The sequence below is a fragment of the Ruminiclostridium josui JCM 17888 genome, from assembly GCF_000526495.1.
Lineage (GTDB): Bacteria > Bacillota > Clostridia > Acetivibrionales > DSM-1351 > Ruminiclostridium > Ruminiclostridium josui.
Genome location: NZ_JAGE01000001.1, coordinates 2,626,334 through 2,642,893, shown reverse-complemented (window position 1 = coordinate 2,642,893; position 16,560 = coordinate 2,626,334). Strand labels below are relative to the sequence as shown.

At 36.7% G+C, this 16,560-nt stretch carries 15 protein-coding genes and 1 other annotated feature; of the genes, 6 read left to right on the top strand and 9 right to left on the bottom strand.

Features of this window, described 5'->3' with window-relative positions; translation table 11 throughout:
• Window positions 1–2 precede the first annotated feature (2 nt).
• Genes thiF through K412_RS0112115 form a run of 4 tightly spaced genes read left to right on the top strand, consistent with a single transcriptional unit; the run spans window position 3 to window position 3,418 of the window.
• The gene (gene thiF / locus K412_RS0112130; protein ID WP_024833357.1) at window positions 3–806 is read left to right on the top strand and encodes a sulfur carrier protein ThiS adenylyltransferase ThiF; all 804 of its coding nucleotides are present in this window, start codon (window positions 3–5) and stop codon (window positions 804–806) included.
• A 30-nt stretch (window positions 807–836) separates the two neighbouring features.
• The gene (locus tag K412_RS0112125) at window positions 837–1,604 is read left to right on the top strand and encodes a thiazole synthase (RefSeq protein ID WP_024833356.1); all 768 of its coding nucleotides are present in this window, start codon (window positions 837–839) and stop codon (window positions 1,602–1,604) included.
• 2 nt (window positions 1,605–1,606) lie between these two features.
• Window positions 1,607–2,755: a 2-iminoacetate synthase ThiH gene (gene thiH, locus K412_RS0112120; RefSeq protein WP_024833355.1), complete on the top strand. Its 1,149-nt coding sequence runs from the start codon at window positions 1,607–1,609 to the stop codon at window positions 2,753–2,755.
• Window positions 2,756–2,770: 15 nt separating this feature from the next.
• Window positions 2,771–3,418, top strand: coding sequence for a thiamine phosphate synthase (locus K412_RS0112115; protein ID WP_024833354.1), 648 nt, complete (start codon window positions 2,771–2,773; stop codon window positions 3,416–3,418).
• On the opposite strand, the gene K412_RS0112110 is transcribed toward K412_RS0112115, so the two are convergent.
• From K412_RS0112110 to K412_RS0112100, 3 genes are all read right to left on the bottom strand, one after another.
• Window positions 3,347–4,318, bottom strand: coding sequence for a hypothetical protein (locus K412_RS0112110; protein WP_024833353.1), 972 nt, complete (start codon window positions 4,316–4,318; stop codon window positions 3,347–3,349). The genes K412_RS0112115 and K412_RS0112110 overlap by 72 nt on opposite strands.
• Window positions 4,305–4,661 (bottom strand): PadR family transcriptional regulator, encoded by a 357-nt coding sequence (locus tag K412_RS0112105; RefSeq protein WP_024833352.1) that lies wholly within the window; start codon window positions 4,659–4,661, stop codon window positions 4,305–4,307. Before K412_RS0112105 ends, K412_RS0112110 begins: the two co-directional genes overlap by 14 nt.
• Before the next feature lie 143 nt (window positions 4,662–4,804).
• Window positions 4,805–5,593, bottom strand: a complete 789-nt coding sequence (locus K412_RS0112100) for an EFR1 family ferrodoxin (RefSeq protein ID WP_024833351.1) — start codon at window positions 5,591–5,593, stop codon at window positions 4,805–4,807.
• A gap of 162 nt (window positions 5,594–5,755) precedes the next feature.
• On the opposite strand from K412_RS0112100, the gene K412_RS0112095 reads away from it, so the two are divergent.
• Together K412_RS0112095 and K412_RS0112090 are read left to right on the top strand one after the other, a co-directional pair.
• Complete coding sequence (locus tag K412_RS0112095; protein ID WP_024833350.1) at window positions 5,756–7,075, top strand: nucleotide sugar dehydrogenase; 1,320 nt, start codon at window positions 5,756–5,758, stop codon at window positions 7,073–7,075.
• A gap of 585 nt (window positions 7,076–7,660) precedes the next feature.
• Window positions 7,661–9,517, top strand: coding sequence for a CotH kinase family protein (locus K412_RS0112090; RefSeq protein WP_024833349.1), 1,857 nt, complete (start codon window positions 7,661–7,663; stop codon window positions 9,515–9,517).
• A 223-nt stretch (window positions 9,518–9,740) separates the two neighbouring features.
• On the opposite strand, the gene K412_RS0112085 is transcribed toward K412_RS0112090, so the two are convergent.
• The 6 genes from K412_RS0112085 to K412_RS0112060 form a co-directional block, all read right to left on the bottom strand.
• Entirely contained in the window at window positions 9,741–10,211 is a 471-nt protein-coding gene (locus K412_RS0112085; protein WP_024833348.1) for a GyrI-like domain-containing protein, read from the bottom strand.
• A 91-nt stretch (window positions 10,212–10,302) separates the two neighbouring features.
• A complete protein-coding gene (locus tag K412_RS0112080) occupies window positions 10,303–11,013 on the bottom strand; it encodes a dockerin type I repeat-containing protein (protein WP_024833347.1) in 711 nt (236 codons plus the stop codon).
• A gap of 174 nt (window positions 11,014–11,187) precedes the next feature.
• Window positions 11,188–12,612 (bottom strand): cellulase family glycosylhydrolase, encoded by a 1,425-nt coding sequence (locus tag K412_RS0112075; RefSeq protein WP_024833346.1) that lies wholly within the window; start codon window positions 12,610–12,612, stop codon window positions 11,188–11,190.
• Window positions 12,613–13,063: 451 nt separating this feature from the next.
• Window positions 13,064–15,028, bottom strand: a complete 1,965-nt coding sequence (gene metG / locus K412_RS0112070; protein ID WP_024833345.1) for a methionine--tRNA ligase — start codon at window positions 15,026–15,028, stop codon at window positions 13,064–13,066.
• Window positions 15,029–15,087: 59 nt separating this feature from the next.
• Window positions 15,088–15,337 (bottom strand) — a binding site (T-box leader).
• 88 nt (window positions 15,338–15,425) lie between these two features.
• Window positions 15,426–15,824: a DUF2793 domain-containing protein gene (locus tag K412_RS22910; RefSeq protein WP_278244552.1), complete on the bottom strand. Its 399-nt coding sequence runs from the start codon at window positions 15,822–15,824 to the stop codon at window positions 15,426–15,428.
• A gap of 141 nt (window positions 15,825–15,965) precedes the next feature.
• A complete protein-coding gene (locus tag K412_RS0112060) occupies window positions 15,966–16,526 on the bottom strand; it encodes a DNA-3-methyladenine glycosylase I (RefSeq protein WP_024833344.1) in 561 nt (186 codons plus the stop codon).
• Window positions 16,527–16,560 lie beyond the last annotated feature (34 nt).

Sequence of the window (16,560 nt, the reverse complement as noted above, 5' to 3'; positions counted from 1 at the left end):
TAATGATTATTACTCTGAATGGGAAAAAAAAGGATATTAAATTCAGAACAGCTTTTGAGGTACGCCGTGAGTTTGGCAAGGAAACTGACATAGTTATTTTAAACGGGTTCCAGATAGACAAGGATTGTGAGCTTTCTGAGAACGACACCCTCTCTGTCATTCCCAAGGGCTGTATGCCTGAAAAAGATGAGCTGGAAAGCATGATGATGTCAAGGCATACTCCAAATGTTCATAATAAGTTGAAGGAAGGTCGGGTTGCCATTGCAGGACTTGGGGGACTGGGCTCAAACATAGCTATCATGCTTGCAAGAATCGGCGTTGGTAACCTGCTTCTGGTGGATTTCGATGTGGTGGAGCCAAGCAATCTCAACAGACAAAGCTATTACATAAACCATTTGGGTATGGAAAAGACTGCTGCTCTTAAAATGCAGCTCCAACAAATCAACCCATTCATAACCATTGAAACAAGGACGGTACGCGTAACAGAAGATAATGTATGTGAGCTATTCAAAGGCTATGATATTGTTTGTGAAGCTTTTGACAAACCGGAAGCTAAGTCCATGCTGGTCAATACTGTTCTGGAAAGGCTTCCGGGCATTAAGATTGTGGCTGCCTCAGGAATGGCAGGATATGAAAGCTCAAATATTATTAAAACCGTTCGGCGAATGAAGAATTTTTACCTATGCGGGGACTTTGAAAACGGAGCAGGTATTGGTCAAGGTCTGATGGCACCACGTGTACAGATTTGTGCCGGACATCAGGCCAACATGATTCTGAGGCTGCTCCTTGGAATTGAAGATGTATAAACAATTCACATATGGAGGTAAGTATTTTTTATGAATGATAAGTTAGTTATAGGGGGACATGAATTTGAATCAAGATTTATACTTGGTTCAGGAAAATTCTCTTTAGATATGACCAAGTCAGTTATTGAAAATGGTGGTGTAGAAATGGCAACTCTCGCTCTACGTCGTGCAAACGTTGGTGGCGAAGAAAATATTCTAGACTATATGCCAGAAGGCATAACTTTGCTTCCCAACACCTCAGGAGCCAGAAATGCAAATGAAGCTGTAAGAATAGCGCGTCTTGCAAGAGAACTCGGGTGTGGTGATTTTGTAAAAGTTGAAGTAGTCAACGACTCAAAGTACCTTATGCCGGACAATTATGAAACCATTAAGGCAACTGAGATTCTGGCAAATGAAGGCTTTATTGTAATGCCATACATGTACCCTGACCTTATTGCCGCCAGAGCTATGGCAGAAGCCGGGGCCGCAGCCATTATGCCTCTTGCCGCTCCTATAGGAAGCAACAAGGGCCTGAGCACAAAGGATTTTATTCAAATACTAGTAGACGAGATTAATTTGCCCATTATTGTTGATGCGGGAATAGGCCGTCCATCTCAGGCATGTGAAGCAATGGAAATGGGCGTGGCTGCAATTATGTGCAATACTGCGGTTGCAACAGCAGGTGATGTGGCCTTAATGGCAAAAGCCTTTCGCCTTGCAATAGAAGCAGGACGTGCAGCTTACCTTTCAGGTCTTGGAAGAGTATTAAACTACAAAGCGGAAGCATCCAGTCCTTTAACGGGTTTTTTGGAGGATTAGTTATGGAAAATACAAATCACATGGAATATCAAAAAGGCATGGAAGTCATTGATTCCAATATAATGAATCAGGTTCTCAAGCTTACAAGTGAATACAATTATCGACGTTACTCCGCCAGAGACGTTGAAAATGCTTTGATGAAATCCCGGCTATCCATAGATGATTATGGAGCTGTGCTTTCTCCTGCTGCTGCACCATTTCTCGAAGATATGGCACGTAAAGCAGTAATGGAGACAAGAAAGCATTTTGGTAATTCCGTTAGCTTGTTCACACCTCTGTACATAGCCAACTACTGTGAAAATCATTGTGTTTACTGTGGCTTTAACTGTCATAATAAAATTCGCCGAGGAAAGCTTAATCATCAGGAGTTGGAGGAAGAACTAAAAGAAATTGCGTCAACAGGGCTTAGAGAAATATTGATTTTAACAGGAGAAGCTCGTAATGCTTCAGGAGTCCAATATATTGGGGATGCCGTAAAGCTTGCTTCTCAATATTTTTCTACTGTAGGACTTGAAATATATCCTCTCAATTCAGATGAATATGCATATTTACATGAATGCGGAGCGGATTTTGTATGTGTCTATCAGGAAACATACAATACCGACAAGTACCAAGAGGTTCATCCAAGCGGCTCAAAGAGAATTTTTCCATACAGGTTCAACGCTCAGGAACGTGCATTACTTGGAGGTATGAGAGGCGTTGCTTTTGGTGCTTTACTCGGACTGGATGATTTCCGTAAAGATGCATTTGCAACAGGTCTTCATGCGTACTTTATTCAGCAAAAATACCCTCATGCAGAGATTTCATTTTCTGTTCCACGGCTAAGACCATTTATAAATAATGAAAAGAACTATCCTAATGACGTACATGAAACACAGCTTTTGCAGGTTATGCTTGCCTATAGGCTTTTCATGCCTTTTGCAGGAATTACTATTTCTACCAGAGAAAGGGCAGGTTTTCGTGACAATGTAGTGGGCCTGGTAGCCACCAAGATTTCGGCAGGGGTAAGTGTAGGCGTGGGAGGCCACAAAAATGACGAAAAAGGCGATGAACAATTTGAAATAAACGATAGTAGAAGTGTAGATGAAATTCATGAAATGATTATATCAAGAGGATTGCAACCTGTTTATTCAGATTACATCAGAATATAAAAGGAGAAAAACTAAATGCTTATTTATGTAACAAATCGTAATTTGTGCAAAGATGATTTTCTCAAGAGAGTAGCATGTTTGGCCTCCGGCAAGCCCCATGCCATAATATTGAGGGAAAAGGATTTAAGTACCGAAGCTTATCAAGCTCTGGCGGAAAAAGTTAAAGATATATGTGACTCCGCCGGAGTTCAGCTTATTATAAGCAAATATATTACAGTGGCAAAAAACTTGAGAATCTCCTCGGTACAGGTGTCCATGGGGGATTTTATAAAATACAGAAGTGTGCTTAAGTCCTTTTCACAAGTGTGGGTTTCGGTACATTCAGTTAAAGAGGCACAGGAGGCATGCAATTCAGGTGCTTCCGCTTTGATAGGAGGGCATATTTATGAGACAGACTGCAAAAAAGGAGTTTCTCCAAGGGGATTGGATTTTCTAAGTGAGGTTTGCAATTCTGTCTCCATTCCCGTTTTTGGTATTGGTGGTATTACACAGGACAGAGTAAAAGAGGTAATTATGGCAGGCGCAAAAGGTGTTTGTATAATGAGTCAAGCAATGACCTGCCCATCCCCCTCCCTTCTTACGTCACGAATATTATCTTTTACACTTGAAGACTCCAGCCATACTGTCACAAATTGCTATTACAATAAAACCAGCGGCAAATAACCACAAAAATTTTTGCCAAAGTAATGTTACTTGTGACAGAGTCATGTTTGTAAGTCCTTCTAATATCGTTAGAAATTCACTATTAACCATTTGCCTATCCCTTACCATAAACAACATGAGAATACATATGGCAATGTTGCAACCTGCATTTGCGGCAGCCAAAGGTATGCTCCAATATGGATATATAGTCTTCCATACAAGAATACCAAGACATATAAGTCCCAACAATACTATCCCTATTATATATGTATTCAATCGGTCAGCATTGAGCATGGGGACAAAGGGACTTCCATTCAGCGAAACACCGATAATGCTCGGTCTAAAGACTAATACTACTGTAACTATAATTGTAAAAAGTATTTCTACAATTGTAGATGCTCTTGATATTTTCTTTTTGCCATAATCTTTTATATCCGGCAATTCTTCCACAGTCCATTTTTTCTTTGCAAATGGGCTATGTCCCTCTTGTACCCCGCTTCTTTCCAGAATTATAAATATCAGAGTAACCCAGAAGGCTCCCTGCATTGCCCCATCCAAAACAGCGGATATAACGTCTTTTATAAGGTTAGTCAGGCTTTCTCCATTACCAGGCTCCAATAACCAAGTCAATAGTGCTACACCTCCCATAGCCAGTGCAGCAATTCCGGTTATAAGCTTTAGCAGAGTTATATACCTGTTATAAAGTCCGGGACCTATCAGGTATCTTTTTTCGGGGTTGTATTCAACTGCAAGTTTTGCGGGATTACCCAATTCCTCAAGGACTTTCTTTATATGCTCTTCTGATGCATCCTCTGGCAGCATATCCTGAATATTAGAGCGAAGCTCCTCACTTACATCCTCACGGATATTTTCAGGAAGACTCTGTGTAACTGCGTATATATAGCGGTCAATTATCTCCATGATTCCTTTCCTCCTCCAATAAATTCTCCAGTTTATCTGACAGTGTTCTCCACTCCTCTTTTAGACACTGAAATACTCTTTTTCCCTCTTCACTAATTACATAGAATTTTCTTGGTCTTGCTTCGCTTGTATCCCAATTGCTCACCAAAAGGTGCTGTTTCTCCAGCCTGCGCAATAGCGGGTAAAGGGTTCCTGCATCAATAGGATTATTCTTTTCCTCCAGCTTTTGTACAAGTGAATACCCATATTCAGGACTAAATAGTTGGCTAAGTACCGACAATATCAAAGTTCCTCTCTTTAGCTCTACAATCAGTGAACTTAGTATGTCATCTGTAGATTCCATTTTATCACCTCAATTAAGATTATACTGTACGTCATACATTATTGTCAATTTATCATTATTAAGTAATTTAAATTAAAATGATTTAATACACAAAAAAACTCCCAAAGGTTAATTGGTTAACCCCTGGGAGCTATGAACTTCATTTACATCTTTGACATTTCACTGACATCTATGTTGGGATTGGTATACCTTCCTTTTTTCTCAGTACCTTTACCAAATTGTATTGCCTTTGTAGGGCAAAAATGTATACATGCCAGGCACTGGGTACAATCCTTCCCCCACTTTGGCCTTTTGTCTACCTTAATACTTTTACAGGTACATACCTTTTCACAGATACCGCATCCATTGCACTTATCATTTGCATAAAAGCTATCGGTTTTAAGGGCATATTTGTTAAACATAGGAGTTACTAGGCCTGTAAACAGCCCGGGCAGTGGACCCTTTATTACATTGTACATACCTGGCTTTTTTGCAAAAACAAGTTCGGATATTTTTTTAGTAATGTTTTCTGCTTCAGCAAGCTTTTTTTCTTCCCTATCTTTTGAATCTACATCGCCCATAACTATATAGTTGTTTGGCATTATAACAGAAAATCCGGCTGAAAGGTTTATATTTGCTGTATTGAGAGCCTTTTCCATAACCTTTACGGTGTTCCCCACATTACCTGCACAGGTAGCAACACAAAAGGTATAGTTGTTGTTATAGTTTTTTAATTTAAGTCTGTGTATAAAGTCAAGAACCATTTTGGGAGGTGCCCATGCATATACAGGAAATGCAAATCCGATTATTTCACCATCCTCAAGGTCATATTCAAAGAATTCTGCCCCGCTATTTTCAGCAGAAGCTATGGATACTAATTTTAAGTCATTTTGCTCTGCAATACTTTTTGCAATATAAAGAGAGTTTCCCGTACCCGAAAACCAAAATATCATTTCATCACCCTTTCAAGGAATTTACTATGTTTATTATATCTATATTTCAGAGAATATGTAACATACCTTAAATCCCCAACATACTATATTGTTAACTGATATTCTATATCGTACCATATTTATTCCATTAATATATACTTGTTAGATTAAGGATGATTTATCATGAGTTTATACGAAAATATATTAAGTCGAAAAGAAAAAATAGCGGTGATAGGCCTCGGTTATGTTGGATTACCTCTTGCTATCGCCTTTTCAAAAAGAGCCTCTGTGTTAGGTTACGACATAAATAGTGAAAAAATTGATTTGTATAAAAATGGCATAGATGTAACTAAGGAAGTAGGAGACAATGTATTAAAAAATTCTACCGTGGAATTTACGTCAGATGAAGCACGGCTTAAAGAAGCAGGATTTTTGATTATCTCAGTACCTACACCTGTAAAATCAGACCATACCCCAAATCTGAATCCTGTAGAATTGGCAAGCCGAATTGTGGGCAGAAACCTTCACAAAGGGGCAATTGTTGTATATGAGTCTACTGTCTATCCCGGCGTTACTGAAGAAATCTGCGTACCTATACTGGAAAAGGAATCGGGCATGAAATGCGGAGAAGACTTTAAGGTAGGCTATTCTCCAGAAAGAATAAATCCCGGTGATAAGCAGCACAGACTTGAAAATATTATAAAAGTTGTATCAGGTATTGATGACGATGCACTTGATACAATAGCAAAAGTCTATGCAATGGTCATAAAAGCAGGAGTATATCCTGCTGACTCAATTAAAGTCGCAGAGGCAGCAAAAGTTATAGAAAACTCCCAGCGTGATATTAATATTGCATTTATGAACGAAATATCAATGGTTTTTAATAAAATGAATATTAATACAAAGTCGGTACTTGAAGCAGCTGGGACAAAGTGGAATTTTCTAATGTTTACCCCTGGATTGGTTGGAGGACACTGTATCGGTGTTGATCCCTATTATTTTACCTATAGGGCGGAGCAATTGGGTTATCATTCTCAAATTATTCTTTCAGGCAGAAGAATTAACGATATTATGGGAAAATACATTGTTGAAAATCTTTTAAAAAACATGATTGCAGCTGATTTATCAGTTAAAAATTCCAAAGTTGCAATACTTGGCTTTACTTTTAAAGAAAATTGTCCTGACACCCGCAATACAAGGGTTATAGACATTGTGAAAAGCCTCCGTGAATATGGTATTGTACCCGTTGTTTCTGATTCGGAAGCAGATGCTTTAGAAGCAAAGCGGGAATATGGTATTGATTTGATACCTATTGAAGATATCAAAGATATGGATGCGGTAGTATTAGCCGTTAGCCATAATTCCTTTTTAAAGCTGTCTAAAGCAGACTTTGATAAGATGTTTAAAACTGATAGAAAGGAAAACAAAGTTATCATTGATGTAAAAAGTGTTTTAAACAAAGATGAATTTGCTAAACCTGAGTACATTTATTGGAGTCTGTAAATGTATTACTGCCAATGCAAAAGAGTAAATTCTAAAAAAAAACGGAATTTACTCTTTTATTTTACTTCTTGTATATAAAAATTGCGTGCATTTTATGTCACATCATAAACATTTTATACTATATTGGTATATTTATGTAATATATGTTTGAAAGTGGATGTAATGTGGAGTATAATTGTTATAGTAATAAAGTATTTTTTTAAAAGTATTTTTATAAGCTGTACTGAACCTTGAAAAATCAATAATGTAATACATATATACTGTTACGCAGCCTGGGTTGACGTTTAAAGATTGTGTTTTCAGCAAATTTCATAAATATATTCACAAATACCTTCATAAGCTATTCATCAAAAATCTAATCATTCTGTTTATACCTCCATTAATACTTCTGTAATTTAATCCTTTTGGTAAAAAGTTAAATAATCCTGCTGAAAAAAATTTTTTAGACTTACCCAAGGCTTTTATTGTTCCACCTACTTACGTTATATGCACCTACTTAAAGTGGACACTACAGAGTATTTTAGCGGTTCTTTAAAAACCGTTAATTTCACTGTTTAGCGAAATTATTTATAGGAGGTATTTTATATGAAAAAAAGTCGTTTGCTAATCTTGTCATCATTATTAGTACTCTTCACTGTATTAATACCTATGACAAATGTTAGCGCAGCTACAGTGTATGGGGACCTAAATTCAGATGGTTCAGTAGATTCTATCGACTATTCCATTCTGAAGGGTTATCTTTTCGGCAGTATAACAATAAGTGATCCTAAAGTAGCCGATGTAAATGGAGATGGCAATATAGATGCTATTGATTTATCATTAATGAAACAATATATTCTGCACATTATTACTAAGTTTCCGGCAGATAATGGGACAACTCCCGAAGATGACTCACCTGCAGCCAAATTAACTGGAGACATCGTTTTCTCTGTACCAAGCTGTACCTTCAGCAACCAGATTTCAGTATCATTGAGTTCAAAAGTTGCTAACGCTCAAATCCGTTATACTACTGACGGAAGTGTTCCTACTGCAAATTCTCCGTTGTATAGCTCTCCTTTGTCTTTTACCAAGACAACTCAATTGAGAGCTCAATCCTTTGTAAACGGAGCTGCAAGCGGTAAAATGGGTACTGCAATCTATGTAGCAAGTGCTATAAATCCTAAGCATGACCTGCCTGTATTGATTCTGGACGCCTATGGTGGTGGAAAACCAGATCGTGAATACAAAGACGTTGCTTTTATGCTTATGGAGCCCCAGAACAATGAAGCTTCATTATTACAAACTCCTACAGTTGCCACTCGTGCAGGATTCCACGTACGTGGTCAGTCTTCAGCTAATTACGAAAAGACTCCTTATCGTCTTGAATTGTGGGATAACAAAAATGATGATGCTAAGTATTCCCTTCTAGGTATGCCGGGAGACGGCGACTGGGCCTTACTTTCACCTTTCCCAGATAAATCCCTTATAAGGAATGCTCTTGCATATGAAATAGGAGCCATTCTGGGATTAAAAGCACCAAGGTACAGATTTGTAGAGGTATACCTGAATCTTGATAATCAACCAGTAACCTCCGCAGATTACCAGGGTGTATATCTGTTAACAGAAACACTGGAAATAGATAAGGATCGTGTTAATATCAAAAAACTCAAGGACGATGACCTATCAGAGCCAAATATTACCGGAGGTTACCTAATGCAGTTCAACATGATGGCAACTAACGGCCCATTGGTAAAAGGCTCCGGTTGGAATGATCTTGAGGTAAAAGATCCAGACGATTTGTTGCCTGAACAACTGACATGGATAAGCAATTATATACAAAAGGTACATAATGCTATACACAGCTCTAATCCTTCTGATCCAAACACTGGATACCCTGCTTATATCGACGTTGATTCCTTCGTAAATTACATTATTGGAAATGAGATTGCCCGTGAAGGCGACTCATATATGCGTAGTACTTACATATATAAGGATCGTGGTGCCAAACTGACAGCAGGCCCACTTTGGGATTATGATTTGGCCTACAATTGCGTTACCGGTATGATGGGTATGGGGACAAACTATGTAGAAGGCTGGCAGTTCCAACCAATGTTTGGTATGAGTTCCACATGTGATTGGTATTATACACTTATGAAAGATCCTGCTTTCCAAAGCAAAATCAGTGCACGCTGGCAGGAATTGCGTAAAGGACCTCTTTCTGATACACAGATAAAAGCACTGGTTCAAAAACTGACAGCACCATTAACAAACGGCGCTAAACGTAATTTCCAGAAATGGAATAACCTAGGAACTTCCTATGTAGGCGGTTTCAGTACACAAACAACACAAACCTGGGAAGAGCAAATAACAATTTTACAAAACTTCTTGCTCCAAAGGTCTGCCTGGTTGGATAAATCCGGATGGAAACCAACTACAAACACTAATCCTGGATGGCCATGGTAACAGAGACCCTTGAGCAATTTAATATCCTCCACTACATGATAATTCATGCAATCTAAATCGAAGGAGGATACTACCAAAGAAAACTGTAGTACTGCTTTGAGTAGCAATTTGGCATATAAAAAAGGCATCAATCAGCATTATTTCTGATTGATGCCTTTTTTATCCTCGTAATTTTCTCTGAATTACCTGCAATTAACAATTTCAAATATTACACATATATATATTAAAGAATATTTGGATTTATTCCTATGTATACGTCGATAATCATATCATCGAGAGTCAGTCCGGGCATAGGCTCATTGATAAGAACGTTATACCCAACTGTTATCTGCTGCAAATTATTTTCCTGAATGAATGAAAGCATTTCATTATATGTGTTCTGTAACTTTGCCGGATTGCCTTTGTGCCTTGCATAAACTGCATTTGTTACCTTAAACAAAGGCTTAAATACATAGTCACCCGACAATTCTAACTCCTTATCCATAGGTACAAGTATCTCCATGTCCAATAAAGGTTCTTCATTTTTTGTTTCAATTGAAAAAGTTACCGTAACTATGGGTCCGGCTTGAGTTGCACCATTACTTTGAAGAAATTCTCCTATTTTCTCCATTTCCTGGTCTAATTGTCTCTGAGTCATCTTTTTTCTAAGAGACAACACATTTTCCATTATAAATTCTTTACCTGATTCCACCATGTGTTTACATATTCCCCTATCTATGTATAATATTTGCAAGTATCTGCAATCTATATTATATATCATTATCAGATAGGTTACTATAGCTTTTTTAGTAGAGCATATTTACATATCCATCAAGCCAATCCACCAAAGTCTGAGTGAACGGTGATAGATTTTCCTGTTCAATGTCGCCGTGCTGCATCAAAAATACATTTTGAATATTCCCATTCTTTATGATATTTCCGCTATAAGTACTTAACCCCATATCACAACCGCCAGGCATAGGTTTTGTTATTACGCCTTCTGACGCTAGGTATAAGTCCATATACATTGCCTCAAGTTCAATTTTGGGTACTTTTATGGTGGAAGGATTTACCTTTGGTGCTATTGTTCCATTAGCGTAAACATTTCCTTGTTTATCTATAGTTACTTTTAAATTTGTATAAATCCATGCACCATTTACATATCCCCATTGAAATACTGTTTGGGGCATATTTTTTATTATATCTGCTGCAGGTAGTGATGCAAGTGAGCCTGATAAAAAACTATACAGCAGGTCAGCATCTTGTTTGTTAATATATCCGTCATTATTAACATCCATAGTATAGTCGGCCATATAATATGGAAACGTATTTATGGTACCTGATATGTATCGATTCAGCAAAGTCAAGTCAACCAAATTGACTTTTCCATCTCCATTTGCGTCACCAATAACCAAACCATCTTCCTGAGCTGCTGCAGGAAATGTACAGCAGGCAATCAACAAAGTAAGTACCAGAATCATAGAAAAAAACACTTTAGTTTTTCTTAAACAATACATTTCTTTGTCCTCCTTTAAATCATTATACATTATATACCAATAATACCATTTTAAAGGTACCGAGTAAATATAACTCGTACCTTAATTAGTTATTTCCGGCAAAGCTTTTACATAAAAAAGTACCATTTAGAGGGTTATAATCTCCTCCTGAATGGTACCTTTTTAAACAATAATTTAGTTGCTTGGAAGCTTATTTATCATACCAAGTAGAAACTTCTTCAAAATTGCAAGGTCAAAAGCATTTACTTCATTATCGAGATTAACATCCAAATTTTTAACATAGGCATGGTCAGCAGTCATAATATATTTTTTCAAACCTGCAAAATCAAGTGCATCAACGTTTCCATCGTTATTGTAATCTCCATATACAATTACTGGATCTGGATCAGGCTCATATTGTGGTTCGAAAGCATATTTTAACATTCCATCTATAATTTCAGGGAATCTAAACTGGCAGTTTCTTCTATCAAAGTAACCAAATAGTTCACCAGTACCAGAGAAATTATTGTTATCCCACAATACGCATAATATACCGCGTGATTTAGCTTGTGCAACATAGTAAGACATATATTCTACTCTTGTCTTCAGATTATTCTTATCTACTGCTCCGCATTCACCGATTATTACAGGAATACCTCTGCTTGTATACTTATTATAAATATTATCCATAAACCAAGTAACTTCGCTTTGATCTTTTGAATCATTTATATTCCAAGCATTTGTACCTCCCTCAGCCATTGCCAATCCTGCAAAATTCCATGGGCAATATGCATGTACGGATATGATTATTTTATTATTAACTGAATCATTTGGTATTCTGAAGTAATCGTTTGTTGCTCCGTCAGGAGATGCAACATATCCAGGGCACATAAGATATCTGCTTGTATTTTTGCCACCTGCTGCACGTACTGTATTAACAAAATCCTGATTGAGTTGATTTATGCAATTAATAGAATCAATTACGTCTGAACTTGATAGCTCAGGCCACCATTCATTAGCATGTCCTACAAGACGAGGCTCGTTCATTCCTTCAAAAATAAGGTGCTCATCATAGTTTGCAAACCTAGCAGCAATCTGCGCCCAGACACTAGTTATATATTTCCTTGAGCTTGTCAAATATTGACTGCTTGGGAAATAGCCTTTTGTTTTGTCAACATCATGATGTGTGTTTAAAATAACATACATTTTATTGTCTATACAGTAATTTACTACTTCTTGAACACGATTCATCCACACATCACTTATTTTGTAATCTGAACCACTTACATGTGGATGCCAGGATACAGGAATACGAATAGTATTAAATCCTTTTTGCTTTAACGTATCAATCATCTGCTTAGTTGTTCTAATTCCACTCCATGATATTTCATAATCCAATTCATTAGTAATATTTGTGCCGTTAAAAGCATCAAATGTATTACCCAAATTCCATCCAAGTCTTAATTTCTTTATAAAATTCATAGCATCATTATTGGGAATGTTCTTTTGTGGAATCTGAAGATTCGGAATAAGTGAAGCATCATACGCATTAGCATTTTGCATTGGCAATAATGCTGTAAAAATCATTAGAAAACACAATAAAAAAGCTGTTTTTTTCATTAAATTTGACCTCCTTGATAAATTAATAGTAGTAGTTAATGCGTACACATTGGTATAACAATGTGCTTTTAAAACTTGAGTTAAGAGGTATTTTTTTAGAAGCTGTATTTGAATAATGTATATTTAGCAGACAATTGACGTTAAGAGCAAAATTACGTAAATTATGATTTAAAACTAAAGACAGGAAGTGTGAAAGTGTATGTATAAATTTCGTTAGATGCTGTATTTTATTTTCTTACCTCATATAAAATACTTTTCTTCCCTCCTTTCAAAATGCTCATATTCCAAAGATTACTTCATAAATTACTTTAATGGTTGAAGTAAAGAATTAAAATTTTTTACAGTAAATTACTGTTCATATTATACTTTAATATTATCTACTATTCAATTAGATTTTATTTTAGAAAAGTGGGAAAATTAGACTTTTCCCACTTTCATCTGAATCAATCTATTATCTTATTTCCGCACCTGACGGCATTGGCTTTTCAGGTACCATAAGTGCAAGTTCTCCATTTTCGTCCTCGGCACATAGTAACATACCCTCCGACAGAACTCCCGCCAGTTTAACAGGCTTGAGATTTACTAGTACCATTACCTTTTTACCAACCATCTGTTCCGGCGTATAATGTTTCTTTATACCCGAAACTATCTGCCTTATCTGTCCACCTATTTTTACTTGTGAGCACAATAATTTTTTTGATTTTGGAACTTCTGCACATTCCACTATTTCTCCTATCTGGAATTGCATTTTTGTAAAATCATCATATGTGATTTCTTCTTTGGGCTCAATTTCTATGATATTTTCATTTTTATCATCTGCAACAGGTGCAGGAGTAGTTTCAGGTTCTTCCTTCTGTCCTACTTTTTCCAGTATATCTTTTATATCCAATCTTAAAAATAGGATTTCGGGGTTTTCAGTAACCTTTGTTCCTGATTTATATTGTCCGAAAACCTTCATATCCTCTAAAGGCCTGATACTTGTATTTAATTGGGCAACTATTTTTTGTGCGGTCTCAGGCATAAATGCTTCCAATAAGCTTGCTCCAGTTGCAATGCTTTCTACCAGATTATACAAAACTGTTTCCAGCCTTGGCTTTTTGTCCTCATCCTTTGCAAGTATCCAAGGCATTGTTTCATCAATGTATTTATTACAGCGTTTAAATAATGAAAATATCTCTGAAAGGGCATCTGCCACTCTCAGCTTGTCCATTTTTTCAACTACTATTTCAGGTGTTTTCAGGGTTAATTCAATAAGTTCATTGTCTATTTCTTCCCTCACATTTGAGTTATTTACAACACCTGAAAAATACTTGTTACTCATAGCGATTACGCGGTTTACAAGATTTCCCAGCACATTGGCCAAGTCTGAATTTATACGTTCAGTAACCAAATCCCAAGAAATTATGCCATCATTATCAAAGGGCATTTCATGGAGAACATAGTATCTGACTGCATCTACTCCGAAAATGTCAACAAGCTCATCGGCGTAAATTACATTTCCCTTTGACTTACTCATCTTGCCACTACCCATGAGCAACCATGGATGACCAAACACCTGCTTTGGAAGGGGAATATCCATAGCCATAAGCATAATAGGCCAATAGATTGTATGGAATCTTAGAATATCCTTACCTATCAGGTGCAAATCAGCAGGCCAGTATTTATTAAATAATTCATCATTATTTCCGTCAACGTCAAAGCCCAAGCCTGTAATATAGTTGCTCAGTGCATCAAGCCACACATATACAACATGCTTGTCATCAAAGTCCACAGGAATTCCCCATTTGAATGAGGTTCTTGAAACACATAAGTCCTGAAGTCCCGGCAGTAAAAAGTTGTTCATCATTTCATTTTTTCTGGACTCAGGCTGAATAAATTCAGGATGCTCATTTATATGCTGAATTAAACGATCCGCATATTTACTTAGTTTTAGGAAGTATGCCTCTTCTTTTGCAGGATGACATTCCCTTCCACAGTCAGGACACTTGCCATCAACTAACTGTGAAGGTGTAAAAAATGCTTCACAGGGAGTACAATACATTCCTTCATAGTGTCCTTTATATATATCTCCTTGCTCATATAGCTTCTTGAAAATTTTCTGAACCTGCTTTTCGTGATATTCATCGGTGGTACGTATAAATTTATCATATGTTGTATTCATTAAATCACAGATACGCTTTATTTCTTCAGCAAAGTTATCAACGTACTCCTTAGGGCTGATACCTGCTTCTTTTGCTTTTAGCTCAATTTTTTGACCATGCTCATCAGTTCCTGTCTGAAAACGTACATCGTACCCCTGCATTCTTTTAAATCTTGCGAAGCTATCAGCTAATACTATTTCAAAAGTATTACCTATGTGAGGTTTACTGGATGTGTACGCAATAGCCGTAGTCAAATAATAAGGTTTTTTTGACATTTCTACTCCTCCTGATTACTTTTCTTAAAAAATAAAAAACGCCTTTAAATAATATATTATTTAAAGACGAGAAAACTCGTGTTACCACTTTAATTTACTTTTTGCCTCACGACAAAAAGCCTTAACAACTGCAATAATACAGTATGCACTATAACGGGTGTTCCCGTCCATACCTAAAACTGAAAATGTCAGTCCTCAGCATAGAAGCTCCAAGTCCATCTTCAACAATTTCACGACTCCCCTGTTCTCAGCACTCCCAAGGTTCTCTGTAGTCGTTACGTTGCCTACTCTTCTTTTCATAGCCTGTAAACAATATCAATATTAGTCTAAAGCTAACACGAAGAGTTGTCAAGGGATTAGGAATCTGTTGCACATATTTTAATCCTTTCTCTTTAATTTAATATAAAAGTAAGCAAATGTAAAAATTTTGATTACTTTCACTTATTTCCACACCGTTTCCGGCACCCACATCAATGGTAATAGTATTTAGTGCGCCTCCTCCAACAAGACCTTTTCCTGCCTCGACTGTCTGATTTGCACCTCCGGTTACAACCCATTGGTTTGACAAATTATATGTATAATTCTTGTTCTGATCTTCTACATATACAGCCCAACCTGTTGAAGGTACATAAAAATCCCAAGAAAAGCCGTTCCAATCAGCAATCTGTCCTTCTTTTCCGCTAAATACCCCTTCTGCTTCAGCAGAAATAATATATCTGTCATTGATTTGTGGATTGACAGGTACTGTCTTTACATTTAATGATTTGACACTATCCTGCCAGTCTAGACCCTTTATTGCATTAAATATTTCAGTTTTTATTTTTTGAGCAGACCAAAGATCTGTAGCAGCAACCCCTGAATCGTTTATTTTTCTGTGTATTTCTGGATTGTCTATACCATACTCTTATTGGTTATACCTCAGTCTAAATGACATATTTTATCGGTTTATTGTATGATACGGACATGATCTTATATGGTCGTCTACCATGCCGATTGCCTGCATGAATGAATAAATTATAATAGGCCCAACAAATTTGAAATTTCTCTTTTTCAAATCCTTGCTAATTTTCTCTGAAAGGAGATTTTTTGCAGGAATTTGTTCTTCAGAATTCCAAATATTTATTTGAGGGCGATAATCAGCGTAACGCCATAAGAAATCTGAAAAGCTTCCGAATTCTGTTTGTATTTTTAGAACTGCCAAGGCATTGCTTCTGACAGACTTTAATTTCAAAGGATTTTTAATAACGTTATATTCATTTTTGATATTTTCCAGTTCTTCATCGCTTAGAGTTGAACAATACCTAATATCAAAATTCCTAAAAGCCTTTCTATATTCTTCTCTTTTCGATAGTATAATACTCCAGGATAATCCGCTTTGAGCCCCTTCTAAAGTAAGCATTTCAAATATATATGAATCGTCATAACTAGGTCTGCACCATTCGTTATCGTGATATTGCTGCATAATAGGATTATTGCCGGGCCATAAACAAGCACTCATAGAAAAATCCTTTCTGTTAAAAAGTTCAATTTTT